Source organism: Spirochaetota bacterium (assembly GCA_030154445.1).
GTDB lineage: Bacteria > Spirochaetota > Brevinematia > Brevinematales > Brevinemataceae > Brevinema_A.
Genome location: JAGUQW010000004.1, coordinates 69,477 through 95,419, shown reverse-complemented (window position 1 = coordinate 95,419; position 25,943 = coordinate 69,477). Strand labels below are relative to the sequence as shown.

Below are 25,943 nucleotides of genomic sequence, written 5' to 3'. Positions count from 1 at the left end.
CAAAGATTATCCATTTAAATATTAGTCAACCGTATGGTAATACGCCACTTATTTTTTATGATGCAATGGTAAAATATACTAAAAAGGAAAAATACTTTCTTATGCTCATTCTACAAAGGAGATAAAAAAATGAATGCTAAAAAATCGTTCTTAAATTGGTATTTGAGTATTAATCTCTTATTAAAAATCACTATTGCTATTGTTTTGGGTTCTATAGTTGGTGTTCTTCTCATTGTTTTAGAGGTAGATACGGAATCATATATCAGTATAGTAAACCCTCTGGGTGATGTGTTAATTCGATTATTAAAAATGATAGTTATCCCTGTTGTGAGTTTGTCATTGATTGTAGGTGCAGCAAGTTTAGCTCCTTCCAAATTAGGAAGTGTAGGAATCAAAATTCTAATTTTTTATTTTGTTACCAATGCTGCAGCTGTTTTTCTGGGATTATTATCTGCTAATATTTTCAAGCCTGGTTTAGGAATGAATTTAGTATCTGATATTGCAACAGTAATCACTGTAAAGCCACCTCAATCTATGGTGCAAGTATTTCTTAATATTATTCCCACAAATCCTATTGAGTCATTAGTTAAAGGTGATATTTTACCTATTATTTTCTTTTCTTTTCTTTTTGGTATTTCTATAGCTATTTTAAAAGAAAAAAAAGTAAAAGGAGCACAGGCACTTCTCGAAGTTCTTGAAGGAGCTGTGGAGGCTATTTATGTAATAGTTGGTGGAGTAATGCAATATGCACCTATAGGTGTTTTTGCTCTTATTTCTATAGTTTTTGCTATTCATGGTGCTAAAGTATTAGGCCCTTTATTATTCGTTATAGTTATTTGTTATATTACTTATATTGTTCAACTATTTCTTGTATTCGGTGGAATGTTGGCTATGAGCAAACTTAATGTTTTTGTATTTTTCAAAAAAACTACTCAAGCTTTTATTACAGCATTTGTTACTCGTTCTTCTAGTGGGACTTTGCCTGTTTCTATGAATAGCATGGAAAATTTAGGAGTACCTAGGGCTATATCTTCTTTTACTTTACCTCTTGGGGCGACTATCAATATGAATGGTACAGCGATTTATCTTGGTATTTGTGCTATGTTTGTAGGGTATGCAACAAATACGCCTCTTACTATAGAGCAACAAATTACTACTGTGATTACTGCTAGTCTTGCAGCTATTGGTACGGCGGGGATTCCTGGAGCTGGAGCAATTATGCTTTTGTTAGTATTTGAAACAATAGGATTTAAATTCACAGAAGGATCTGCTATTGCAACTGCTTATGCAATGATTTTGGGTATTGATACTATTTTGGATATGGGGCGAACTAGCTTGAATGTTGGTGGTGATATGGTATGTACTACTATTATTACCAAATCCGAGAACGAACTAGACGAAACTAAATGGAGTTAACTCATAAATTTGATACGATCATAGATCTTATAACTCAAATTATAGAAATTGATATAAGCGTTTCTTATTTACGCATTGAGTGATAAAAATATTATAAAATTAACAAGGATTCTATATGCAATTATCAAACCGTATTAACAATTTAAAGACTTCTCCTGTTCGCAAATTATTGCCTTTTGCAGAGATAGCAAAACAAAAAGGAACAAAGATTATCCATTTGAATATTGGTCAACCAGATATCAATACACCACCTATTTTTTATGATGCGATTGTGGAATATACTAAAAATGAAAAAATACTTTCTTATGCTCATTCTGCTGGATTGATAGAGCTCAGACAAGAGATAGTACAATATTTTGCAGATTATCATATTGATTATACTGTTGATGAAGTGATGATAGTCAATGGGGGCAGTGAAGCATTTCAATTTGTTTTAACAGCTTTATTTGATGAAGGTGATGAGATTCTTGTGCCCGAACCATTTTATGCGAATTATCAAAGCTTTTTTTCAATGCTTAATATAGTAGTTCGATCTATTCCTACCAAAGCAGTAGATGGTTTTCACCTTCCTTCTTTAGAAGAGATGGAAAAATGCATTACCTCAAAAGTTAAAGCTATTATGTTCTCTAGTCCAAGTAATCCTACAGGAACTGTTTATACAAGAGAAGAGACAGAGAGACTTATTACTTTGGCAGAAAAATATGATATCACTATTATTTCAGATGAAGTATATAGGGAATTTGCTTATGGCGATATCAAGGCAATAAGTTTTGGTGAATATCCAGAAATTGCTCAGCGTGTAGTGATTATTGATTCTATCTCAAAAAGATTTTCTGCTTGTGGGGCTCGAATTGGTTGTGTAGTCAGTAAAAACAAAGAATTAATAAGTGCAGTTTATAGACAATGCCAAGCTCGTTTGGCTGCCCCAACACTAGAAATGGTAGGAGCAAGAGCTTTGTACACATTATCTGCTGATTTTTTCATCCCTATTCGAGAAGAATATAGTCTTCGTAGAGATACTCTTTTTGAAGAATTACACAAAATTGAAGGTGTATTTGCACGCAAGCCTGAAGGAGCTTTTTATTGTTTAGTAGGTTTGCCTGTTGATAATGCAGAAAACTTTGCTTCTTGGTTATTGAGTGAATTTGATCTCAATGGAGAGACGATAATGGTTGCTCCTGCAGAAGGTTTCTATTCAACTAGAGGTGAAGGGCGTAATGAAATTCGTATTTGTTATGCTTTGGAAAGAGATGTTTTAATCCGTGCTATGAATATTTTGAAAGAAGGTCTAAAAGCTTACAAAAAATTAAATAAATAAATAATAATAATTGTCATTTCACAAAAATACTCTTCTTTTAAACTAAGAAGGGTATTTTTGTTTTAAATCAAATATTTATAAAAACAAATTTGAAATAGAGAACATCATTTGCTAGTTTGTTGTATATTGATATTTTTGTGATTTCTTTTTATACTATTTATATTATGATTATTATCTAGGTATAAATGAGGTAGATTATTAAGTATTGTTATAACTTGATTTTTTTTTACTCAACAATGTTCTTTTTTATGTCTTGTGGACAGTTGCAATATGATAATACGATAGCATACCCGCTAGTTACGATTTCTACATCACCGTCTCCAGCGTTTGAAGATGTTCGAGCTTTAGTACAGTTTGAAGATCTTATTTATTCTGCTGCTGGATCTGGTGGAATATTAGTTTATAGAATTGTGGATGATGTTATGTCGCCAGTATTGTCTCTTTCACTAACAAATCTTTATTCAGAGGCATTAGAACAAGTGTACATTCGTACCGTAGAAATTATTCAAACAGCCACTGCTACCAATTTGATTTTTGCGTATGATACTTTGTCTGGAGGGGGAATAGGGGTTGCTGATCTGACTCCTACAGCGACCAAACCACTAGGTTCTTTGAAAGTAGAATCGGGAATAAGAATTAAAAATACTGTTACTACCTACAATCCTAAAGGAGTATTTAATATTCTAGCGGCAAGTGAGAATGTAGGAGTTGTATCTTATGATATTTCTTTTATATCCAATAGCTATAGTGATTTTCCAAATATAGCTTCTTTAGTAGATTATATTTCTTTATCAGATATTGAAGGGCCTGTTCAGAATTTTTTATCATTAGATGCTCCTGGATTACGCAATATCACTAATATTGGTCAAATCACTAATATTGAAAATTTGGTTCAATTAGCATTAGATAATCCGAAACTTTTCTCTTCGATGGTTGAAGATATCCCTTTCTTAACTACAGATCAAAAAAATCAAATACAACAAATATTATCGATTACCAATCAACCTGTCGTTTCTAATATTCTTGATATTGCTTCAGGAATAGTAGGAAAAGATGTTATAAATCAGTTAGTTTCAAATCCTCAATCTTTTAATAGTTTATTAAATAGCAGTGTTTTGTCAGGAGTTGTGCCCGAATTTTTAGAAAAGTCTGGAAATACTCTAGATGGAAATGCATTACAAACATTACAATCTAATATTACTCCAGATATGGTAGCAAAAACAGAAAAATTCTTAAATAATCCTTCTAATGCTAATAATATTCCTTTGGCAAATAACGATGTTCAAAATATATTATCACTTTCTGGATTACAACAAATAGTAAAAAATAAAAATAATATTACAGATAATTTAGCAGGTCTTCAAGTTCCAGAATTAGTTCAAAAAACAGAAACATTGTTTGAAGAATCTCAATTATCAAATATAAATTTGGCAGGTAATATTGATACTAGCTTGGTTCATGATACAAATTTTGATCCTTTTAAAAATAGGTCTATTATCGGAGATGCTGGGCTTGAAATCCAAAAAACAGTAGATGCGTTGGGTAGAAAGTTTTTTATTGTAGAAAATGAAGAGTTAAAAAACAAAATATTAACACTAAGTGGAGAAGAAATTCAACATTTGTTTTCTGTGTTGTTTGAACAAGTAGGGTCTTCAATTCAATTAATTCCTCTGTTTGAAAATTCAGGTATTAATATTAAAGAATTATATGAATTGTGGCAACAAGGTGATTATTATTCTATTGTTAATAATTTAGATCCATCTATTATAGCTGAGTTATTAAGAAGACTTCCAAGATATCAAATCACTACATCTGTATCTATCAAACAAACAAATATTATTTTACCTTCTATTAGAAATATGGTTGCAGATTCCAAAACACTTTATATTGCCGCTGGAGTAGAAGGTTTTTTTATTGTTGATAAAATCACTGGAAAAATTATATCTACATTAAAAAAAGATTTTTCTGAAGTGACAATGGTTGTTCCTTATGAAAGAAAAGGTAAAAAGTATTATGCAGTTACAGACAAATTAGATGGATTAACATTATATAGAAAAAAGAATAATAGACAAATTGGAGAACAAGTAGCTCGATTGGCTTTGGTAGGAGAATCATTTTCTGTTTTTCCTTATGAAGATATTCTTTGGGTTGCTGATGGTTCTAATGGAGTTATCGCAGTGCGATTTAATAAAGATCAAAGTTTGACGATAGAAGCAGAAATATATAACAAAACAGGAATAGCATACCATATAGGTACGGCACGACGAAGGGAAGTTTTAGCATCTTATGGATCAGATGGTTTGATGCGATTGAGAATTACTAATGTGCCACCAGAAGGTTTGTCGACTACTGCGTCAACAACTTCACTTGCTCAAGAAGTAAATACTGAACAAAAAGAAGATTTTATAGATAGGGTATTAGAGTGGGGACAGGAGTCTAGTATTGCTCAATTTTTTAGAAGGGTGTTTTTATTATGATAAGATTATTTTTTTTATTACTTGTAACAAATACAATATACGCTTTAGAAGCTGATAGAGTATTATTTAATAAATTAAGAGAGAGTCATACTGGTTCGATAGCGGTAAAATCTTTTGTAGCAGATATGGATAAAAAGAGTGCAGCATACTTATTAAAAGACAAAATAAAAGGTACTTATGTAGTCAAAGTGAATTATGATAATGTTACTGGAGTTAATTTAACAATACAAGATACAGAATCTTTTTATAAAAATATTTTAGCTTCTTATACTATTTATATTAATACAATGTTATTACCTTTATTATCTAATACTAGTTATACAAGATTGCAAAAAAGATTTTTGATTAAGCATGTTAAGGCAAACACTTTTCAATTGACATACAATAAGGGTGATATACCTATTAAATATATTTTTTCAGAAGGGAATTTGGGATTAATCGATCATATTCAATATTTTGAACAAGAAAAAAAAATTTTCACTTTAACTATAAAATGGAAAAAAATACAAAATTATTATGTTCCAATCCTAATGAAAGGCGTATCCTATGAGAAAACACGACAAACATTAAGCTTTGGAATTGAAAATATTCAATTAAAATAAGATGTTTTTCATGAATTTACTTGCTATTTTGTAGAAAATTAGAGATAATAATTAGATAATTAGATTATTAAATAGAATGGTGGAGTTACATATGGGTACATATGATGATATGTTTTTACAAGCGATGGATGGGGAAGATAGTTTAAAAAATCATAATCAACAAGGTGAAGTACAAAAAGGAAAAGTAATATCACAAGAAGACAAAGGTTTTTTTATAACTACAGGTGGTAAATCAGAGATGATTTTACCAAGTAGTGAAATGGTTAATACCGTTACTGTTGGTGATGAAATTGAATTTGTTTATACAGGTATGAAAGATGGGATTCCTCAAGTATCTCAGAAGAGAGCGCTTTATGCTAGGGCATTAGAAAATTTACAAAAATCTATGGAAGATAAAGTTTCTGTATCAGCAAAAATTATAAAAATAATATCGAATAAAGAATCAAAAAATATAGGTTATATTGCATCAATTGATGGGGTAGAAGCTTTTTTACCTTTTTCTCAAATAAGAGTACCGAAAGACGAAAGTGCATTGCTTGGTCAAATGGTTGATGTTGTTGTAATTAAATTTGAAAATGATAGATTAGTTGTTTCAGAAAGAATTATTAGAGATCAATTACAAAAAGAAAATTTTGATACTTTCATTGTAAATCATAAAGAAGGTGACAAACTTTTAGTAAAAGTAATTTCTGTGTCTGATGCCTTTGCATTAGTATCTGCAGAAGGTATTACTATGTTTTTACATGTCACTCAATTTGATTGGAAATACATTAAAAATCTTAATGATGTATTAAAAGTTGGAGATCAGTTTGATGTTATTATTGATACTATTGATACAGTAAAAAAATCTATCAAAGTATCTCGTAAAAATGCAATCGAAAATCCAATGATTATTTTCTTTAATGCTAGAAAAGTAGGTGATAATATCACTACAAAAGTTATTCGTTTTGTTAGAGGTTTAACAATACTAGAAGATGATAATGGCGTGGAAATTCTTCTTCCTATTAGTGAGATGAGCTGGCTTAATAGAGTTTCTGATCCTAAACATTTGTTAAATATTGGAGATAGAGTAGAAGTCAAAATCAAAGAGATGGATAATGATAGGCACAGGATTTCTGTATCATTAAGAGATTTACTGGAAAATCCATGGTCTAGTGCTGATCTAAAATACGCTCTTAAAACTACCCATGAAGGTATTATTACATCTATTACAGATTTTGGTATTTTTGTAGCTTTCAACGATGGGATTCAAGGTTTAATTAGAAAAGAAGATATAGAGTGGACTACAGATGATATTAATTTAAATGAAAAATTTAAAAAAGGTGACAGTATTACTGCTCTTGTTTTAAATATTGAAGCGTCGAAAGAAAAGCTTCGTTTAGGGATAAAGCAATTATCAAATAATCCTTTACAAGATTTTGCAGACACACATAAAATTGGTTCTATTGTTTCAGGAACAATAATCACTCTTTTAAAAGAGGGTGTTGAAGTAGATCTAGGCAATCACCTGGTTGCTTTTATTCATATCTCTCAATTATCAACAGAAATGGTTAAAGATGTTAAAGATGTTTGTAAAGTTGGGGATCTTGTTCAAGCTGCTGTTCGTAGAGTTAATACACAACAACAAAAAATCGAATTAAGTATTAGAGAGCTTACTAAAGCTGAAGAACAAAAAGCGTTAAATACTATTATGAGTTCACATGTTCAGGAAACTCCAACATTAGGAGCTATGTTTACTGATCTGTTAAAGAAAAAATAATATTATTAATAATATTGGAGAAAGTAATGAGTTCAAAATTAGAGAAATTATTAACAATACTAATAAACAATAGAATTATAGTACTCATCGTTATGGGAGCTATAGTTCTTGTATCATTTAGTGCAGGTTATATGTATCAATTAAAAATAGATCGAGAAAAAGAAGCTAGTATATTGTTTGATGATGCTTGGCAAAAACTTTATACTGTTGTTAATGATCTGCAATCACAACCGAATCAAAGATATTTACCAGGTCATGCTAACATTCTACCAGTGAAAAAATTATATAATGAAGTATTAGTTGATTTGGATGTTTTGGTATCAGAATATACAAGTACTGTTTCAGCGGCAAAATCTGCTATTCTTATAAAAACTGTTACAACATTGTCTAATCTTAATATTTTGTTAGATGATCAAACTCTGATTACTACCTTTGAAGCAAATGATTATTTAGATACTGTAAGAAAAAAACATTCAAATTTTTGGGGTGCTATTATTTCAATGATAGATGGGATTGAAGCTGAAAAAACTATAGATTTCTCGTCTGCTTTAAAACATTATGAAAAAGCATTGAAATTAGATAAAAAAAAATATTTACGTGATTATATCATTATTTCTATAGCAAGAAGTCATGATGTTTTGAATAATACAGATAAAGCAATAGAATATTATAAAAAAATTGAAATAGAATACCCTGAATCTGTATGGCTTTCTTTTGCAATGGGAAAAGCTTATTTGCTTTCTCAGTATAAATCTAACACTACAGAGGTAACTAATAGTGAGATTTCTGTACAAGAGTAGTGTTTTTTATATTAGTAAATTTAGAAATATTAACAAAAAAAAGCAAGAGGCTCATGTGTTCTTGCTTTTTTATATATTGTGTAATATTAATAGTGAGGTTTTATGTCAAAAGTTAATGATCAGAAAAAAAACTCTTCTCTCCAAACTAATAACGCTCTCTTAGATAGCGATAATATTACAACATCTATCTTAGCGATTTCTTTTCCTATGATGATTACAGGTTTTTCTGATGCCCTTTATAATATGATAGATTCTGTTTTTGTAGGACAATTTATCGGTGAAAAAGCATTGGCTGCTTTAGCAATTAATAATACTATACAGATTACTTTGCTTGCACTTGCTAGTTTGTATGCTGTTGGTATTTCATCTATAATATCTCGAGCTTTGGGTGCAAAAAATTATAAAAAAGTGAATGAAACTATTGTTAATGGTGTTTTTTTAGCATTTATCTCTGTCGCTTTATTGTCGTTGATAATGCTTGTTAATTTAGATGCCATCTTAATATTTATGGGATCTTCCGAAGATGTGTTACAATATTCAAGAGAATATAGTCAAATTATTTTATGGTTTGGTTTTTTAATTCCTGTTAATAATGTTTTGGGTAGTGCATTGCGTGCTAAAGGTGAAGTCAAAGTCATTATGTATTTAGCATTATTAGGCGCTGTGTTAAATATAGTTTTGGATACATTATTTATCATTTCTTTTGAATGGGGAGTATCAGGAGCTGCTTGGGCAACCATTTTATCACAAACAATAATTTTACTGTTGTTAATAACAAAAGTTTCAGAAAAATATCATCTTCACTTTGAGTTTCACTATATAAAAAGAATTTCCAAAGCTATGGTGTTTGAAATTTATAGTATAGGAGTTGCTAATTTTTTAAGAGTATTTACTTTTGCTCTTATGGGATTATCTGCTAATAAAATTTTGTCTAATTATGGTGCAGCAGCAGTAGCATCTTTTGGTGTGATTAATAGAATTTTACATTTAGCATATCAGCCTATTTTTGGATCTAATTTAGGTACTCAAGCGTTGATAGGCTACAGTTATGGAGCAAACAAATTTGCTAAAGTGAATAAAATTATTGTTACGAGTATTACCTTAGCAACAATAATGGGAATTATTCCATCAATATTATTAGTATGGGCACCAGAAAATTTTTTTTTATTATTTACTAGTTCTATAGATATAATTACTTTCACACAGGAAGCCTCTCGCACTATAGGATCTACTTTTTTCTTATATGGAATACAAATATTTTCTACAGGAGCTTTATTAGCCATGGGGCATCCAAAAGAGGCATTGTTTTTATCAGTAATAAGACCAGTTTTGATGGTATTTTTTATAAATATATTACCACATTTTTTTGGAATACAAGGGGTTTGGTATACTTTTCCAGTAACAGATACTGTTTCCACAATGATTACGCTTGTTATTATTATTAGAGAATTAAAAATGTTAAAAAAAAGAGAAGATAATTTAAAAAAATTAGCTATTTATTAAATGAAGAAGGAATAAGTTGTCAACAAAAGAAGTATTGGATACAGATGAGATCTTACCTTTATTGTTAAAGTTATCAATTCCAACAATGATAAGTGGATTGATCTCAGCGCTTTATAATATTGTTGATTCAATATTTGTTGGGCGTTTTGTAGGGAAAGAAGCTTTAGCAGCATTATCGATTAGTAACACGATACAATTAGCATTTATTGCCTTTGCAGCTTGGATTAGTGTGGGTACAGGCACATTGATTTCCCAATCTTTAGGGGCAAAAAAATACAAAAAAATCAATCAAATTATTTTTACAGGAACATTGATAATATTAATTTGCACTTTTTCCTTGTCTATTGTTATGATATCTTTTTTGGATCAAATATTATTATATATGGGTGCTACAGAACAAATCTTAGATGATACAATTACTTATTCACGAATTATTATTTTATTTGGTTTTTTAATTCCTTTGAATGGTGTTTTTTCAGGAGTATTAAGAGCCAAAGGACTAGCATCAATAACAATGATTTTAGCTCTTATAGGGGCAATACTTAATATTATTTTAGATATTATATTTATTGTGTATTTTGGATGGGGTGTTGCGGGAGCTGCGATAGCTACAATAATAGCTCAATGTGTAGCATTAGTGTTTGCTATTTATTATATTATTAAAGAATTCAAATTATTGGCATATTTTCGCGATGTGATTGTTTTTGATAGCGTAATTTTTTTACAAATTATGAGTATAGGAGCACCCTCAGGCTTGCGTTTGGGTATGATAGTGATAGCGAGTTTGGTAGCGAACAAAGCTTTACAAGCTTATGGGATTGTAGCCTTGGCTTCTTATGGAATTATTAATAAATTGGTAGCTCTTGTTTTTATGCCTATACAGGGGTGTAATTTTGGTGCACAGCCTATTATTTCTTTTAATTATGGTGCAAATCGTATTGATAGATTGTATAAAATATTATTTACAGGATCTTGTGTAATGCTCGTTCTTGGTGTTTTCGGGACTATGGGATTTATCTATATACCTATAACTTTTTTTAAGATGTTTACTACAAATGAAGATATTATGAATTTATCTAAAGAAGCCTCAGCTTATACGGGATCATTTTTCTTTTTATTTGGAGTGTATATGCTTTTATCAGGATTCATTCAATCTGTTGGTTATATGAGAGAAGCATTATTTTTAGCATTTTTTCGTCCTCTCTTTAGCACTTTATTATATTATATATTACCTTTATATTTGGGATTAAAAGGTATCTGGTTTGTTATGCCAGTTACTGATATTGTGAATTTTATTCTTGCTGTAATAATAACAAAAAATGTGTATCAAAAAATAGAAAAAAATATAACGAAAATGAACTGTGTTAGAAATTATTAAAGGATAAAAAATGCCAGAGCAAATCAACAAAATAAAAGAAGATAAAAATATTATAAAATTATTATTTCTTTTAGCATTACCTGCTGTTATTTCAGGATTGGTAGATAGTTTTTACAATACTGTGGATTCGGTATTTGTAGGTCAATATATTGGTAGTAAGGCTTTAGCAGCCTTATCTGTTATTAATGTAATACAATTAATGTATATTTCTATAGGAGTCTTATTTTCAGTAGGAAACGCTTCTATAATTTCTCGAGCTTTAGGATCACAAAATCCAGAAAGAGCAAAAAAAACTTTGATTCATAGCTTTTGGGGATTGTTCGTTGTTTCTAATATTATTAGTTTCTCAATTTTGATGAATTTAGATAGTTTTCTAATATTGATTGGGGCTTCTACGGATTCCTTACCTTATGCTCGTGATTATGGTAGTATTATTTTATGGACAGGATTTATTCTTCCTATTAATAATATGCTTTTGGGTGCATTTCGTGCTAAAGGGAAAGCTTTAAGTGCTACTTATCTCAATATGATAGGTGCTGTTTTAAATATTATTTTGGATGCTGTTTTTATTATATATTTTGGATGGGGTGTTGCAGGTGCTGCATTAGCAACAGTGGTAGGGCAAGGGGTTGTGTTCGTTATTGCTCTTACAAGAATCAAAAAGTTATACGACACAAATCTTTTATTAGATAATAAATCAGATATTAGTATGCCACTACTTAAAGAGGTTGTACAAGTTGGTACACCCACAGGATTGAGATTGATTTTGTTTGTGGGAGTTTTTTCAGTAGCGAATGTTATTTTAAAACCTTATGGAGATGAATATCTGTCTGCGTTTGGTATTTTTAATAGGCTGATTATGTTAATGTCTATGATTAATATCTCTTTAGGCATAGGATCTCAACCTCTAATAGGGATAAATTATGGAGCCAAATTATACAAAAGAGTACAGAAAATTATTTTGATGACTTTTGGTTTGGGGATGTTGATTTCTCTATTAACTGGTCTTTTCTTGTGGTATTCACCAGCAAGTGTGTTTGCTATATTCACAACAGATCCTGATATTATAAGAATCTGTAGAGAAATAGCAAGACCTCAATCTTATACTTATATAGGGTGGGGGGTATTCATCTGTATTGCCGAAGCATTACAAGCAATGGGACATGCAAAAGAATCTTTTTGGCTCTCTTTATCATATCCTATTACCGTGATGTTTGGTTTTATTGTCTTTAATATGTTTTGGGGATTAAATGGTATATATTGGGCTTTTCCTAGTTCTTATTTGATCATTGGTATTTTATCTACTATTATGTTAATTAAAGAATTAAAAGCCTTACATAAAAAACAAATAGATTTAGAAAATTCTTATTAGAGGTTTTTTATGTTAGATTCTATTTTAGAGCGTATTGATAAAATCACCTCTAAACAGATTGAAATTCTTGCTGTTACAAAAAATAGAACTGTGTCAGATATCATTCCTTTGTTAGATAAAGGGATAACAATGATAGGCGAAAATAGAGTACAAGAGGCTTGTGTTAAATTTGAAGTATTAGGCGATAGAATAGTTGAAAAACATTTGATAGGATCATTACAGAGTAATAAAGAAAATAAAGCTTTAAAACTTTTTGATGTTATACAAAGTATAGAATCATTAGATCAATTAACTAGTGTAATTAACAAAATAACATCACAAGGCTTAACTAAAAAAGTTTTTTTACAATATAATACATCTTTAGAAGATAGTAAACATGGAATTCGTTCTGAAAAAGAACTATGTTGTATGGTAGAATTATTATTACAAAATCCTAATATTTGTTTTGAGGGTTTAATGACCATAGGTGCATTAAGTTTGGATGAACATATTGTTAGAAAATCTTTTGTAGATTTAGTATCTTTAAGAGATTGTATGATATTAAAATATCCAGAATTAATATCTTTGAAGTTGTCTATGGGTATGAGTAACGATTTTGAATGGGCAATTCAAGAAGGAACTGATATAATTAGATTGGGTTCTGTTTTATTTCAATAATTTAGGAGAGTTATATGCTCATAGAACAAAGTATAAGAATAATAAATTTAATATTTGAATTTTCATTATTTATAGTTGTGATTTATAATGTAGTTTTTTTCATTTGGATTTTATCCTCTTGGTTACCTGTTAATAGGTCAATAATTATTTTACGCTTTGTAGATAATTTAATTAATCCTGTCTATTATGGATTACTAAGAGTACTACCTCCCATTCGTTTTGGTATTATGGATTTTTCACCTTTTTATATGTATATATTTTTGATGGTTGTAGAAACAATGATTAAGCTGACACATACTCTAGTACTTCGTTTGGTAATCAGTATGTTAGGATAAAATGTCTTTTATTTTAGAATTAACAATAGTTCCAAGATCTTCATGTAATAAATTTGTACAAGAAAGTTCGGGTTTGAAATTAAAAATCACCTCTCCACCTGTTGATGGAGAGGCTAATAAAAAAATAATAGATATCCTTGCTAAAAGTTTTTCTTGCCCTAAAACATCTATTCAATTAATTTCTGGAGATAAATCCAAGAAAAAGAAATTTATTTTTCTACAAATTGATTGTGAAAAGGGGCAAGAGTTATTAATGAATCTTATTAAATAGAGGTAGTAATGTTTACATTAGAGGTTAATAATCTTGATATATCTTATGGCAAAAATATTGTAATTAAAAATGTCTCTTTATCTTTATGTCAAGGAGAAATGCTTGCAATTATTGGACCTAATGGATCAGGCAAAACTACTCTTTTGAAATCTATTTTAGGGATAAAATCTATTCAAAAGGGTTCTATCTTAATTAATGGATTAACTCCAAAAAAAGCAATACAGCAATTCAAAGGTGATATAGCCTACCTTCCGCAACATCACAATGTCAATTTATTACTTCCACTTACTGTTTATGATGTTGTTGCACAAATTTTTCTATCGTCAAAAATCGGATTTAGATTGACAAATACAGAAATAGAAATTATTGAGAACGCACTTAATAGAGTGAAATTATTAGATAAAAAAAATGAACTTTTTGTGACATTATCTGGTGGTCAAAGGCAGAGAGTTCTCTTGGCATTAGCGATTGCTCATAAACCGAAATTACTCTTTTTAGATGAACCTACAAGTGCCTTAGATATCTCTTCAATAAATCAAATATATAAAATATTATCAGAATTAAAACAAGAAAATGTAGGAATTATGATTATTTCTCATGATATTAGCTCTATTGTATCCGCATCAGATAAAGTAGGGATTTTGATGAATGAAATGAAATATTTAGGACACCCTTCAGAAATATCAGAAGAATTAATTCATCAAATTTTTGGAGCTCATATTAAAATTATACCAAATGATCCAAATTGTAAAACATGTATTGATAAAATTATATAATAATATTTTGTTACAAACGATTAGCTTTGAGAGTCCGTTGTATTTCTCTATTTGTATCTTTTGCTTGTAATGCAGCTCTTTTATCGTAAAGTTTTTTCCCTTTACATAAAGCAATAGATAATTTTGCTAAACGACCTTTGATATAGATAGAAAGAGGAATGATCGTTAATCCTTCTTGTGTAGAGCGTTGCTCTAACTTTACAATTTCTTTTTTGTGTAAAAGTAATTGTCGCTCTCTTTTGGGAATATGATTAAAAATATTTCCAAAATCATAAGTGCTAATATTCATACCGATAATTTTGGCAGTACCACCACGCACTAAAATATAGGCTTCTTTTAGATTTACTCGACCTTCTCTCAGAGATTTTATTTCTGTTCCACGAAGCTCAATCCCAGATTCAAATTTTTCTAAAACTTCATATTCATGATTAGCTTTTTTATTATTTGCTATCATAATAATCTTAGGAGCAATTTTAGTGGGTATAATTATTTTTTTTTTCATTTTTCTACCTATTATCTCTTGAAATATTATTCTTTTTAAGTAATAATATATGTATATATATTATATGGGGTTTTTATGGATGTGTCAATAGAGCGTATTTTAGCGTTAAAATTTCTTCCTATTGTTGATTTTGAATCAATAATAAATGCTGAAGCATTGTTGGAAACCATGTTAGAACAATCTGTTCCTATTTTACAAGTGAATTTTAAAAATCCTCAGCAACTTCAACAAGCTGATGTGATTGGTGAATTAACCAAAAAATATCCAGAGATGAAGATAGGTGCAGGTTTTTTCTATTCATCAGAAGATGCCGAGATAGCTATCAAAAAAGGTGCGCAATTTGTAGTAAGTTCTGTGCTTGCAAAAGATCTTCCTGTTGTAGCTTCAAAATATAATGTACCAGCAATTATTTCAGGATTTACTCCTACAGAAATTTATGATGCTCATAAAACACAATCTGATCTGGTACAAATATTTCCTGCATCACAATTGCATTATAAATCTATTGTTTCTATTTTAGAATATTTGCCAGATGCTAATTTTATTCTTACAGGTGGATTAACTATTTCTTCTGCATTAGAGTTTTTACGCTTTGGTGCAAAAGCTGTTGCTCTTAAAGGTGCTTTGTTTTCTAAAATAGATCTTCTCGAAGAAAATTATCAAATGATAGGTAATTCAATAAGGAATTTTCGTAGTAGAGTTCAACATAATTAATTAACTAAAGAGCTTTGTATGAGACGAAGCTCTTTTATTATACTCAAAAGATAAGGAGAAGGCAAATTAATAGAAGTATTGGAAATAATCACAATATTTTTTGCATTAATTTGTTTTTGGATATTACTAATACTTGCTAGCTCATTAGTTAAAAAAGAAGAAATAATAAGATCATCCACCGGTGATAAAGATCTTAACTGTTCTTCATCAAAAATCGGATAAGGCACTGTTGTTTTAACAACATTATTCCAACCACTATAAGCATATAATTCATTAAGATAATTATTTGTAGAAATAGAATAAACAGGATCTATAGAAAGTACAATCAAGGCTGAACGAGTATTACTAATAAGAGTGTTTTGAATATATTGCCATTCTTGCAAATAATTAGATACGATAGTATCAGAAATTATTTGTGGAAATAATTCTTGTAAATCCAAAATAGATTGATAAATATCTTGAAAAGAACTTGTTTTGAGAGTGAGAGTTTTTATTCCTTTAGATTCTAAAAATGCTACACTTGTATTGTTTTTTTGAATATCACCAATAATTATTAAATCTGGCGAAAGTTCTAATAATTTTTCTTCATCAAAATATATCCCACCAGCAATCTTTATTCTATCTTGATAATAAAGATCTGTATCAAAACTAGAAATAGCTATAATTTTATTGCCTAGATTTAAATAATCTAATGTTTGAGTATGTGATGGGGAAAGAGAAATTATTTTTTTAATAGATGAGGATTTTGAAGAGGGGATCTTAATAAATAAAGATAGGATAATTCCAATTCCCAAAACGAATAGTAAAAAAATAGATCGCATTATATTTTCCTTATGCTTACACTATCTTTGTTATCTCTTATTTCTATACCATGGAGTAATAATTCATCACGAAGTCTATCTGATTCACTCCAATTTTTTTCTTTTCTAGCAATTATACGAAGATCATATAATTTTTGGGTAATATTATTCAAAATTGTTTCTTGTGGAAAACTAAAAACTTCTAAAATTTGATTGATTTTTTTTAGATCTTGAAGAGTACTTTCTGTATCTATAGTAATTCCATGATAAAAATTATTAATAGTAGTAAAGATTTCTCCCATTGCTCTTGGGATATTCAAGTCATCATGTAGATGAGAGTCAAATTTTTCTTTTAATTGATTATTGGTGGCAGTACTAGGTTTTTCAATAATTTCACAAATAAAATTATTAATTCTTTTGAGTGCAGAATCAGCACCTTTTAATCCTTCAAGAGTGAAATTCAACGAGGATCTGTAATGGGCTTCAGTTTGAAGATAAAAACGAATTGTTTTATAATCAAATCCTTTTTCAATCAAATCACGAACAGTATAAAAATTGCCGAGACTTTTACTCATTTTTTGATTATCAACTAATAAATGAGTGGCATGTAACCAAAATTTAGACATAGATTTAGAAGAAAGGCATTCACAATGAGCCTTTTCATTAGTATGATGAGGAAACAAAAGATCGACACCACCAGTATGAATATCCAATCCCTTAGGATATTGATGTTGTACCATTGCTGCACATTCTGTATGCCACCCTGGTCTTCCTTTGCCCCATGCACTTTCCCAATATACACATCCATCACTTTTTTTATATTTTTTCCATAATACAAAATCACCAAAATCTTCTTTAGTAAAATCAGAATTATGTCCAGAAGCACCTTGTTGAATATTTTCTAAGTTTAATCCTGCAAAATCTCCATAATGATTAAATGAAGATGTTTTGAAATAAACACCGTCTTCTGTTTCATAAGCGTAGTTATTATCTATTAATTTTTGAATCATGTTTATCATAGGCTGAATATAGTCTGTAGCTTTTAAATAAGTGGTAGAGCTTTGATCAAAATTCAAATTTTTTAGATCTGTTAAAAATTCTTCTGTGTATTTATTAGTGAATTCTGAGAGAGATATATTTTGTTCTTGAGCATGTTTAATTGTTTTGTCGTCTATATCTGTAATGTTTCGTGTATGAACAATGTTATAAGCATTATCTTTAAGGGTGCGAATTAATAAATCCTCGAATAAAAAAGTGCGTAAATTTCCTATATGTACAAAATCATAGACAGTAGGCCCACAAGAATAAATATTTACGGATTCTTGTTTAGGGAATATTTCTATTTTTTTAGATAAGGAATTATAAAATCTCATTACACCCTCTTTTATTTTTATCTTATATATTATAAGAGATTTGTAATGAATTTTCAATTATACGATCTTATTCAATTGAGGTGTTTTTTATATGTTAATAAAAGATATCCCATACCCATAAATCATCGATAAAAAAATCAGATATAAAGTTGGTGTTTTTTTATAAAATAAAAGACTATTAATTAGAATGATAGGCAATCCATACAAATTTGCACCCAATTCTAATGCTATTTTTATCGTAATAGCAAGCATTACTCCTATACTAGCAGCATTAATATTATCAATAAAAAGTGATATCTTAGGATTTTTATATGATGAAAATATTTTGTCTAAAAGAGGAATAAGAATAATCGAAGGAATGAAAATACCTACTGTTGCAACAAGAGCTCCTAAGATTCCTCCCATTTGATAGCCCATAAAAGTAGCACTAGTCAATATAGGACCTGGAGTAAATTGTCCAAAGGCAATAGCATCTAAAATTTGCTCATTACTTAACATTTGAAAAAATTGATCCTTAACATAGGCTATTAGTAGAAATCCTCCACCAAATAAAGTGAAACCAATAATTAAAAATTTGTAAAATATAGTAGAAAGTAAAATTACATTTATAGAATATAATTTGTTTTTATTATTTTTAATTAAGATGCTAGTAATAAAACCAATAATTCCCATAACAAAAATAATTAGAATTTCATTATTGAAAATCAAATTAGTAAGAGTAGATAATATAAGAATCAGTGCTAGAGAATAATTTTTGGAGGCTGTTTTGGTGAATTTTATAAGAGAAAATAAAATAATAGGAAATATGCCATATTTGAGATAACTAAAAATAGGAATTAAAAAAGTGAGTTTTGAAGATTGATGGTAAATGATAGCTAAGATAAGGGTGATTAATACTGCTGGAAAAATAAAAGCAAATCCAGAAACTAACATTCCCGATATTCCTTTTAGTTTTAAGCCACATAACATAATTAATTGTGTGGAATTAGGTCCTGGAATGAGATTAACCATCCCTATATAATTTAAAAATTGATCTTTACTAATTAATTTTTGGTTGCTAACTATTTCTTGCTCCACCATAGCTATATGAACAATAGGACCACCAAAAGCAGTGAATCCTATTTTTAAAAAAATTTGAAATAATTGTAGAAGCATAAAATATCTAAAATCCTAAAAAATAAGCTATCGTTCCTATAACAAAAGCAGGAAGCAATCCATACAAGCTTGCATAAAGAGCGGATTGTTTGTCCATCGCAATAAGTGGAAATAAGGCATCTCCATCATTACAAATAGCATTAGTAAGCATTGCAGAGAAAGGGATCAGCCCTTGAGAATAGAGAGTTGCTAAAATAATCTGAGGACCACAACCTGGTAATAATCCTACTAATAATGCAATAACAATAGTAAGATAACCAGTTTGCTGTAGAGCTTGTGCAATAACTTCAGGGCCACCAATAAATGCAACTATAAGATCGTAAGTAAAAAGTGCTAAAAATATCCACATAACTACAAAAGATGTTTCTTCGGCATTATGAATAAGAGTTTCCTTTAAAGAAGATTGTTTGCTTTTAATTTCAGGTAAGATATCATCAATAAATATTTTTTTGATGATAAGATTATAAATAACACAGAAGCCTGTTCCTATAGCTCCAATAATACCAAGATTTTTAATAGGAAAAGCTATTTCATAATCTATTTGTATTAAGTTTAGAATACCTAATGGAAAAGCCAAAATAGATAATATCCAAATAATCAGATACCCATAATGGTGACGAAAATAGTAGATTGATTTTTGTAGAGAAGGGATTTTAATTTTATATTCTGTATTACAACCAGGACATGGAACATAGTTTGGTTGTATATCGTCTTCAAAAGAAGTTTGTTCAGGTTGGAACATAGGATTATTTGCTTGTAACTTTTCGCTACTGAAAGGAACTTTGAAATAGGAATCTTTTTTGAAAAAATCATAACTATATCCAAATACTAAGGCTGTAATAAAAGAAATTATACTTATATATATATATTCTTTGGGAGCAGAAACAATAAGGACAAAAGCGGCATCACCCATAGTTGCTACCAAGGTTGCCAAAACAGTTCCAAAAGTCACTTGACCTTTTAAATATAAAGGCATTACTAGAATAGCACCACCACAACCAGGACTTAAGCCTAGTAAAGCTCCAAAAAATACTTGAAGATGTTTATATTTTGTAAATGAATTTATTAATCTTCCTTGTGTTTTGTAATTAATGTATCCAAATATTAAAAGAGTCATAGCAACGAAAGTTCCAACTTGAATAAATGTATTCGATGCTGATAGGTACAGTATTTGCAATAAATTCATTACACCCTCCATTTTGATTGTATCTACAAAAATAATAACATATTTTCATTTAAAAAGCAAGAAAAAAAGCTAATAAAAAGTCGACGTACATAAAAAAGCACAGTAGTTATACAACTACTGTGCTTTAGTCTCTGTTAGCGTAGAAGAATTTTATAGCTTATCTCTTCTTTTCCGACAAACGATGACATCCCTGTTCCGTGTGACGGTATTTATATCATTTATTAAAATATTGATTATTATTCAGGATATTCATTTTCTGTATTTTCATTGTTGTTTTCAGTTTGAACACGTTTTTTAGCATATTCGTATTGAAGTATTTCTTCATAAAGTGCTGAATTAATACCAGAAGCTCTTAATTCTTGTTGATCTGAAATAATTCCCCATGTTTCTTCATCGTTGATATCTGTTGGTATATCAGTTAGGTATGGAGTATAGGAAACTTTCATATTACCAAAATAACTTACAAAATCTCCACCAGCATAATTCCCTGGTCTATAAATTGCAATATGTTCAAAACGTATAAGAGGAATATCACTAGGATAAATGCGATTATTTGGTTTGATATTATTAATAATCCTATCAGAAAAGAATGGGTTTTTATAAGATAAATTTCTCCAACCTACAAAAAATAAAGAACCAAGACCAAATTCTGAGATCTTACCTTTAAGATCTGTAACGCGAACACCAATTGTAAAAGGAAAATTTCTACCATTGGCCCACAGTGTGAATTCTTTGATAGTACCGACATTGGTTAAGACACCATTATTAATATTAGCATATTTACCATCTTTAGTAAAAGGAAGAATAGGAAATTTTGGTCTAATTAAAGCTTCTCCACTATAAGGCCATTCTGGAAATTTAATACGAACACCTAAAACAGTACCTTGTTCTCCACTAGTAACTTTTTTACTATAGGAATCTCTTTGAGAAATTTTATTTTCTCCAGAAGAGTTAGTAAGAGATACGAGCCAATTATCTAACATAAATAATTCAGATCCAATATCTGCAACAGCTTTACCTTCTACAGATAATAATTGATTTTCTGGATTTGGATATGTTTCTTGAATTTGCTCTTCAAAAGTATTGAAATCAATAAAATTGTGCTCAATTAATCCTTGTCCATAAATATTTATTGATATAATAAAACTCATTAAAATTAATAATTTGTGTTTCATGAGATTCTCCTTAATTTACACTATTTTTTGTAAGACTTACAAAGTTTTCGGAAGATATAGAAAAACTTTAATGATTTAAAAAAATAAATAAAGAAGAGAATGGGGGATTAGAATTTTTTGATGTGGTTAGCTTTAGGTGTAGTCAAAAAGAAATGAATAATAGTCAATAAAGTAATACTGAAAAATAAAAACATGCTAAGAACCCCTGTTTCTAGAGATATTTTAACACTATCTCTTAATGATGGTGCATTAATACCAAATCTTGTAATGGTATCTATAATATATTTTTGAGCAGGAATAACAGCAAAAAAACAAATAAGCCACGAGATCACTCCTGTAATTATTGAGAATATAATAGCGAAAAATACGGATTTGATAGCAGTTGTATCTTTAATAGCCCAGATTCTATACAACAAAACTCTTTGTCTGATTTGTGCAAATAGAAAACGAAGATTATAATGAAGTAAAAACATAAAAGCAATTATAATACTAAATCCAAAAATAGTAATTGTATATTTTATACGAATAAAAATCCCTTGTTGAAAACTTTCTTCTTTTGCTGAAGTGAGTTCAAATCCAAGATCTTTTATGTTATTTGCTGAATCTCTTGCTTGAGATTTTGTAAGACCTGGTACTGTTTCTATAAGTATATAATCATAAGTAGGATTTAAGTTTAATGATTCAAAAATAGCATATATTTTTTGAGAAGATACAGTGATAATAGTACCAAATTCATCAGCATCAAATCCAGAAATAATAGCTTTTAATTCATTTTTGTCAATAGAAATTTTGGCTCCAGGTAATCCTAAGAATGACTCTTCTGATAAAGTTGGCCAAGATCGTTGAGGAGCAAGATTATTATATAATACGATAGCTTGTTGAGGAAGAAGGATAGGAATTGATGATAAATCGGCGGAATCCCAAGAATTTTTGTAATTGTTTTTAGCTTTTTTTTGCCCAAGTCTTTTTGGGATTCCTTGTATTTGAACGGGATAAGATGCTGAAAAACCGAAATAATTAATACTTCCAAGGATTTCATTAGTGGGAGATAAATAAGGGTCTACAAAAGCAATACCTGAAATATTTTGTAATTCTATAATAATATCATCTGTTAATATTTTTTTTTCACTATTTAATACTTTATAAGAATAAGTATCAGATACTTGTTGAGTACCTTCTTGAAGATAAAAATTGGCAATTTGAATTAAAGCCAAACTAATTCCAAAAATACCAGAGACAAAACCAAAAATAAGAGACCATAATAATAAGCGGAAATATAGTTTAGTAGAAAAATTCATAGAATACTCACTTGTACAATATACTATTTGTTATTATTATTTGATTCTAGTGATATTTGCACCTATTTTTTTTAATTTTTCTTCAAATTTATCGTATCCTCTATCAATATGATAAATACGCAATATTTCACTAGTCCCTTTTGTTGCTAAAGCGGCTAATACAAGAGCTGCACCACCTCTAAGATCTGAACTCATTACAGAAGCACTGGAGAGTGCTTTGACACCAATTATTTTTGCACTATGGTGATCTACGGTAATATTAGCACTCATACGATTTAATTCTGCTGCATGCATAAAACGATCAGGATAAATAGTTTCTATAACAATACTTTTTCCTTCTGCAAGAGTGAGATAAGCGACAAATTGTGATTGTAAATCTGTTGGAAATAAAGGGTGTGGTAAAGTAGTAAAATCAACAGCTGTTTTTTGAGCGTTTGCTTTGACTAAAATAGTTGTATCATTAATAATATCGATAATAATGCCAGCTTCTCTAAAAAGACGAATTGCTTCTCCTAAATGGGCAGGAACACAATTGTTAATAGTGATTTCTCCACCAGTAATCGCTGCAGCAATAATAAAAGTGCCTGTTTCAATTCTATCTGCAACTACTGAATGTTCAGCACCGTGTAATTTGGAGACGCCTTCAATTGTAATAGATTCAGTTCCTGCTCCACTAATTTTAGCACCCATTTTTATTAATAATTCTGCCAAATCTACAACTTCGGGTTCCTTTGCCGCTCCATTAATAATGGTAGTTCCAGTACTTAATGTTGCTGCCATAAGAATATTTTCTGTAGCAAGGACAGAACTTCCACTTTTGGAAGATAAATTCATTGCAGATCCTATCAATCCTTGTTCAGGTGTACTAACATCTAAATAACCATGAGCTGTACAACAAGTAGCAGAAAGAGCTTCAATACCTTTGATATGAAGATCTATAGGACGAGGTCCTAAATTACACCCACCAGGCATAGAAATATGAGCTTTGCCCAGGCGTGCCACTAAAGGTCCCATCACCGCAATAGATGCTCGCATACGACTTACAATATCATAAGGAGCTTCGTATCCAAGTTGATTTGGTTCTTCTACTATAACAGTATTATCTTTTCTTGTTATTTTTTTTCCTAATGATTCTAATAGGGCAAACATAGTACTAATATCGGCCAAAACAGGAACATTATGCAGGGTAATAGTTTCTTTTGATAGAATAGTAGAAGCCAAAATAGGCAGAGCTGCATTTTTTGCTCCACTGATAGTGACAGTACCGGATAGAGCTTGTCCACCTTCTATGACAAATTTTGCAAGCATGGATAATCCTTAAAATATGTATTGTGTTATATTGGTATTAATTATGTTGATACATTATACATTTTTTTTGTTTTTTCGTCAAAAATATCACTGTTGAGTTCTTTTTTAATTAGCTTTGTTTTGTTAAAAAACTCTTGACGATATTTATTTTATATAGTATGATGTTACTTATTGTGAATTAATTTGGAGGTTATATGTTTATTAGAAATATATTGTTGTTGATGGTATTAATTAGTGGTCAAACTTATACTCAAAATGTGACTTATTCTAAGACTGGGAATGAAAAAATATATACAGTATCTGCTCCTGATAATTCTATAGAGTTTGTATTTTCTTCAATTAATGGCCATGTTTCCGATTTTTATATTAATGGTTCTTGGAATCGTATTTCTAATAATATTGTGATGCAAGATAGAAGCAATCAACTTGCCATTTTAGACTTTACTATTGGGACTTATACAGAATTAATAACAAATAATAATAGACCTAGTTACGAAGTATCTCAAAAAGATTCTAATACTATCAAGCTTTCTGCTAATGCCATGGTAGGCAAACAAAATGTTAATATTAAAAGAACTATTGTTCTTCTTGATAATGGTATTATAAAAGAACAATTAATTCTTTCAAATATTTCTCGTGCTGATCTCAAATTAGATTTTGAAGGTATAGCTTTTTCATTTGCTTCCTTATTTGATATTTCTCGTGCAACGACAAATAATAGTAACATTCCAGAATATCAATTTTTTGATGGTAAAAAATTACAAAAAGTAAATATTAATGGTGGTAGTTGGTTTGGTGGTCCTAAACCTTCTGAATTTTTAATAGATGTAAAATGGGCAACAATATCAGATAATTTTTTCTTAGCAATTGTAGAACCAAAATTTGACAATACAGTTGTTGTTTATAATGGGTTACAATTTGGTGCAAAATCTCGTATAAGTTTGGGCGTACAAGTTTTAGCAACTAATATTGCTCCTAATCAATCACTAACATATGATTTAGATTATTATGTTGGTCCTCGTCATGAACAAATAGTTGCAGCTCAATACAAAAAATTATTTGCATGGCCTATAGCATTTAATTGGTTATTAAAACCAATAGAAAATGGAACGATATGGATGATGTCTACTCTTGTTTCCAAAACAGGAAGTGCTGGTTTGACATTGATTCTTATTGCTATTTTAGTGAAATTATTGTTATTACCTCTTTCTATCAAATCTGCTCTTTCTATGAAAAAAATGAAAGATCTTCAGCCAAAATTAAATAAACTTCAAGAAAAATGGGGACATGATCCACAAGCTTTACAAGTTAAAACTATGGAATTATACAAATCTGAAAAAGCCAATCCTTTGGGTGGGTGTTTGCCACTCTTATTACAAATCCCTGTGTTCTTTGCTTTATTTAGAGTCCTTTCTCGTTCTGTAGAATTAAGAGGTGCTGGTTTCATGTGGATTTCTGATCTTACAATGCCTGATTCACTTTTCACAATAGGAACTTTTAGTTTCAACTTACTTCCTTTAATTATGACTGTATTACAATTAGTTACTGTAGTTCGTCAACAAAGTAGAATGGGTAATACTCAGAATGAAATGCAAAAACAAATGCAAACACAAAGTTATTTTATGCCTTTAATATTCTTGTTCTTATTTTGGAATATGCCTTCAGGTTTGGTGTTATATTGGACAGTACAAAACATTTTCTCTATTTTTGAACAAGAATTTGTTAATTTGGATAGTAATTCTAAAAAAATTAGTTATTAAAAAAACTT

23 protein-coding genes are annotated in these 25,943 nt (G+C 29.6%); 15 read left to right on the top strand and 8 right to left on the bottom strand.

Annotated features, from left to right (window positions below):
* The first annotated feature begins 129 nt into the window (after window positions 1–129).
* The 13 genes from KFW21_02410 to KFW21_02350 all read left to right on the top strand — a co-directional run bounded on the left by KFW21_02410 (window position 130) and on the right by KFW21_02350 (window position 14,664).
* Window positions 130–1,416, top strand: coding sequence for a dicarboxylate/amino acid:cation symporter (locus tag KFW21_02410; protein MDK2818284.1), 1,287 nt, complete (start codon window positions 130–132; stop codon window positions 1,414–1,416).
* Between the two features lie 115 nt (window positions 1,417–1,531).
* Complete coding sequence (locus KFW21_02405) at window positions 1,532–2,734, top strand: pyridoxal phosphate-dependent aminotransferase (protein ID MDK2818283.1); 1,203 nt, start codon at window positions 1,532–1,534, stop codon at window positions 2,732–2,734.
* A gap of 236 nt (window positions 2,735–2,970) precedes the next feature.
* Window positions 2,971–5,211, top strand: coding sequence for a hypothetical protein (locus KFW21_02400; protein ID MDK2818282.1), 2,241 nt, complete (start codon window positions 2,971–2,973; stop codon window positions 5,209–5,211).
* Window positions 5,208–5,813 (top strand): hypothetical protein, encoded by a 606-nt coding sequence (locus KFW21_02395; protein MDK2818281.1) that lies wholly within the window; start codon window positions 5,208–5,210, stop codon window positions 5,811–5,813. The genes KFW21_02400 and KFW21_02395 overlap by 4 nt, the downstream gene beginning before the upstream one ends.
* Window positions 5,814–5,904: 91 nt before the next feature.
* Window positions 5,905–7,572 (top strand): S1 RNA-binding domain-containing protein, encoded by a 1,668-nt coding sequence (locus KFW21_02390; GenBank protein MDK2818280.1) that lies wholly within the window; start codon window positions 5,905–5,907, stop codon window positions 7,570–7,572.
* 26 nt (window positions 7,573–7,598) lie between these two features.
* Entirely contained in the window at window positions 7,599–8,372 is a 774-nt protein-coding gene (locus tag KFW21_02385) for a hypothetical protein (protein MDK2818279.1), read from the top strand.
* 102 nt (window positions 8,373–8,474) lie between these two features.
* Window positions 8,475–9,875, top strand: a complete 1,401-nt coding sequence (locus tag KFW21_02380) for an MATE family efflux transporter (protein ID MDK2818278.1) — start codon at window positions 8,475–8,477, stop codon at window positions 9,873–9,875.
* Between the two features lie 16 nt (window positions 9,876–9,891).
* A complete protein-coding gene (locus KFW21_02375) occupies window positions 9,892–11,253 on the top strand; it encodes an MATE family efflux transporter (GenBank protein ID MDK2818277.1) in 1,362 nt (453 codons plus the stop codon).
* Between the two features lie 10 nt (window positions 11,254–11,263).
* A complete protein-coding gene (locus KFW21_02370; protein ID MDK2818276.1) occupies window positions 11,264–12,625 on the top strand; it encodes an MATE family efflux transporter in 1,362 nt (453 codons plus the stop codon).
* Window positions 12,626–12,634: 9 nt separating this feature from the next.
* Window positions 12,635–13,282, top strand: coding sequence for a YggS family pyridoxal phosphate-dependent enzyme (locus KFW21_02365; GenBank protein ID MDK2818275.1), 648 nt, complete (start codon window positions 12,635–12,637; stop codon window positions 13,280–13,282).
* A gap of 14 nt (window positions 13,283–13,296) precedes the next feature.
* Window positions 13,297–13,617: a YggT family protein gene (locus KFW21_02360; protein MDK2818274.1), complete on the top strand. Its 321-nt coding sequence runs from the start codon at window positions 13,297–13,299 to the stop codon at window positions 13,615–13,617.
* A gap of 1 nt (window position 13,618) precedes the next feature.
* The gene (locus KFW21_02355) at window positions 13,619–13,888 is read left to right on the top strand and encodes a DUF167 domain-containing protein (protein ID MDK2818273.1); all 270 of its coding nucleotides are present in this window, start codon (window positions 13,619–13,621) and stop codon (window positions 13,886–13,888) included.
* 8 nt (window positions 13,889–13,896) lie between these two features.
* Complete coding sequence (locus tag KFW21_02350; protein MDK2818272.1) at window positions 13,897–14,664, top strand: metal ABC transporter ATP-binding protein; 768 nt, start codon at window positions 13,897–13,899, stop codon at window positions 14,662–14,664.
* Between the two features lie 10 nt (window positions 14,665–14,674).
* On the opposite strand, the gene smpB is transcribed toward KFW21_02350, so the two are convergent.
* A complete protein-coding gene (gene smpB / locus KFW21_02345; protein ID MDK2818271.1) occupies window positions 14,675–15,118 on the bottom strand; it encodes an SsrA-binding protein SmpB in 444 nt (147 codons plus the stop codon).
* A gap of 123 nt (window positions 15,119–15,241) precedes the next feature.
* On the opposite strand from smpB, the gene KFW21_02340 reads away from it, so the two are divergent.
* On the top strand, window positions 15,242–15,880 hold the full coding sequence (locus KFW21_02340; GenBank protein MDK2818270.1) for a bifunctional 4-hydroxy-2-oxoglutarate aldolase/2-dehydro-3-deoxy-phosphogluconate aldolase: 639 nt from the start codon (window positions 15,242–15,244) through the stop codon (window positions 15,878–15,880).
* On the opposite strand, the gene KFW21_02335 is transcribed toward KFW21_02340, so the two are convergent.
* The 7 genes from KFW21_02335 to murA all read right to left on the bottom strand — a co-directional run bounded on the left by KFW21_02335 (window position 15,877) and on the right by murA (window position 24,175).
* On the bottom strand, window positions 15,877–16,701 hold the full coding sequence (locus KFW21_02335) for an ABC transporter substrate-binding protein (GenBank protein ID MDK2818269.1): 825 nt from the start codon (window positions 16,699–16,701) through the stop codon (window positions 15,877–15,879). The genes KFW21_02340 and KFW21_02335 overlap by 4 nt on opposite strands.
* Window positions 16,701–18,053, bottom strand: a complete 1,353-nt coding sequence (gene cysS, locus KFW21_02330; protein ID MDK2818268.1) for a cysteine--tRNA ligase — start codon at window positions 18,051–18,053, stop codon at window positions 16,701–16,703. Before cysS ends, KFW21_02335 begins: the two co-directional genes overlap by 1 nt.
* A gap of 87 nt (window positions 18,054–18,140) precedes the next feature.
* A complete protein-coding gene (locus KFW21_02325; protein MDK2818267.1) occupies window positions 18,141–19,208 on the bottom strand; it encodes a chromate transporter in 1,068 nt (355 codons plus the stop codon).
* Between the two features lie 7 nt (window positions 19,209–19,215).
* A complete protein-coding gene (locus KFW21_02320; protein MDK2818266.1) occupies window positions 19,216–20,394 on the bottom strand; it encodes an arsenic efflux protein in 1,179 nt (392 codons plus the stop codon).
* A 236-nt stretch (window positions 20,395–20,630) separates the two neighbouring features.
* On the bottom strand, window positions 20,631–21,569 hold the full coding sequence (locus tag KFW21_02315) for a hypothetical protein (GenBank protein ID MDK2818265.1): 939 nt from the start codon (window positions 21,567–21,569) through the stop codon (window positions 20,631–20,633).
* 107 nt (window positions 21,570–21,676) lie between these two features.
* Complete coding sequence (locus KFW21_02310) at window positions 21,677–22,867, bottom strand: hypothetical protein (GenBank protein ID MDK2818264.1); 1,191 nt, start codon at window positions 22,865–22,867, stop codon at window positions 21,677–21,679.
* Window positions 22,868–22,903: 36 nt separating this feature from the next.
* Window positions 22,904–24,175 (bottom strand): UDP-N-acetylglucosamine 1-carboxyvinyltransferase, encoded by a 1,272-nt coding sequence (gene murA / locus KFW21_02305; protein ID MDK2818263.1) that lies wholly within the window; start codon window positions 24,173–24,175, stop codon window positions 22,904–22,906.
* A 194-nt stretch (window positions 24,176–24,369) separates the two neighbouring features.
* Between murA and yidC the strand changes: the two genes are divergently transcribed.
* Entirely contained in the window at window positions 24,370–25,935 is a 1,566-nt protein-coding gene (yidC, locus tag KFW21_02300; protein ID MDK2818262.1) for a membrane protein insertase YidC, read from the top strand.
* The last annotated feature ends 8 nt before the right edge of the window (window positions 25,936–25,943 follow it).

What these genes read in the sequence shown, in the direction of transcription:
- KFW21_02410 (MDK2818284.1), top strand. Translation starts at nt 130, where the DNA reads ATGAATGCTAAAAAATCGTTCTTAAATTGGTATTTGAGTATTAATCTC.
- KFW21_02405 (MDK2818283.1), top strand. Translation starts at nt 1,532, where the DNA reads ATGCAATTATCAAACCGTATTAACAATTTAAAGACTTCTCCTGTTCGC.
- KFW21_02400 (MDK2818282.1), top strand. Translation starts at nt 2,971, where the DNA reads ATGTTCTTTTTTATGTCTTGTGGACAGTTGCAATATGATAATACGATA.
- KFW21_02395 (MDK2818281.1), top strand. Translation starts at nt 5,208, where the DNA reads ATGATAAGATTATTTTTTTTATTACTTGTAACAAATACAATATACGCT.
- KFW21_02390 (MDK2818280.1), top strand. Translation starts at nt 5,905, where the DNA reads ATGGGTACATATGATGATATGTTTTTACAAGCGATGGATGGGGAAGAT.
- KFW21_02385 (MDK2818279.1), top strand. Translation starts at nt 7,599, where the DNA reads ATGAGTTCAAAATTAGAGAAATTATTAACAATACTAATAAACAATAGA.
- KFW21_02380 (MDK2818278.1), top strand. Translation starts at nt 8,475, where the DNA reads ATGTCAAAAGTTAATGATCAGAAAAAAAACTCTTCTCTCCAAACTAAT.
- KFW21_02370 (MDK2818276.1), top strand. Translation starts at nt 11,264, where the DNA reads ATGCCAGAGCAAATCAACAAAATAAAAGAAGATAAAAATATTATAAAA.
- KFW21_02365 (MDK2818275.1), top strand. Translation starts at nt 12,635, where the DNA reads ATGTTAGATTCTATTTTAGAGCGTATTGATAAAATCACCTCTAAACAG.
- KFW21_02360 (MDK2818274.1), top strand. Translation starts at nt 13,297, where the DNA reads ATGCTCATAGAACAAAGTATAAGAATAATAAATTTAATATTTGAATTT.
- KFW21_02355 (MDK2818273.1), top strand. Translation starts at nt 13,619, where the DNA reads ATGTCTTTTATTTTAGAATTAACAATAGTTCCAAGATCTTCATGTAAT.
- KFW21_02350 (MDK2818272.1), top strand. Translation starts at nt 13,897, where the DNA reads ATGTTTACATTAGAGGTTAATAATCTTGATATATCTTATGGCAAAAAT.
- smpB (MDK2818271.1), bottom strand. Translation starts at nt 15,118, where the DNA reads ATGATAGCAAATAATAAAAAAGCTAATCATGAATATGAAGTTTTAGAA.
- KFW21_02340 (MDK2818270.1), top strand. Translation starts at nt 15,242, where the DNA reads ATGGATGTGTCAATAGAGCGTATTTTAGCGTTAAAATTTCTTCCTATT.
- KFW21_02335 (MDK2818269.1), bottom strand. Translation starts at nt 16,701, where the DNA reads ATGCGATCTATTTTTTTACTATTCGTTTTGGGAATTGGAATTATCCTA.
- cysS (MDK2818268.1), bottom strand. Translation starts at nt 18,053, where the DNA reads ATGAGATTTTATAATTCCTTATCTAAAAAAATAGAAATATTCCCTAAA.
- KFW21_02325 (MDK2818267.1), bottom strand. Translation starts at nt 19,208, where the DNA reads ATGCTTCTACAATTATTTCAAATTTTTTTAAAAATAGGATTCACTGCT.
- KFW21_02320 (MDK2818266.1), bottom strand. Translation starts at nt 20,394, where the DNA reads ATGAATTTATTGCAAATACTGTACCTATCAGCATCGAATACATTTATT.
- KFW21_02315 (MDK2818265.1), bottom strand. Translation starts at nt 21,569, where the DNA reads ATGAAACACAAATTATTAATTTTAATGAGTTTTATTATATCAATAAAT.
- KFW21_02310 (MDK2818264.1), bottom strand. Translation starts at nt 22,867, where the DNA reads ATGAATTTTTCTACTAAACTATATTTCCGCTTATTATTATGGTCTCTT.
- murA (MDK2818263.1), bottom strand. Translation starts at nt 24,175, where the DNA reads ATGCTTGCAAAATTTGTCATAGAAGGTGGACAAGCTCTATCCGGTACT.
- yidC (MDK2818262.1), top strand. Translation starts at nt 24,370, where the DNA reads ATGTTTATTAGAAATATATTGTTGTTGATGGTATTAATTAGTGGTCAA.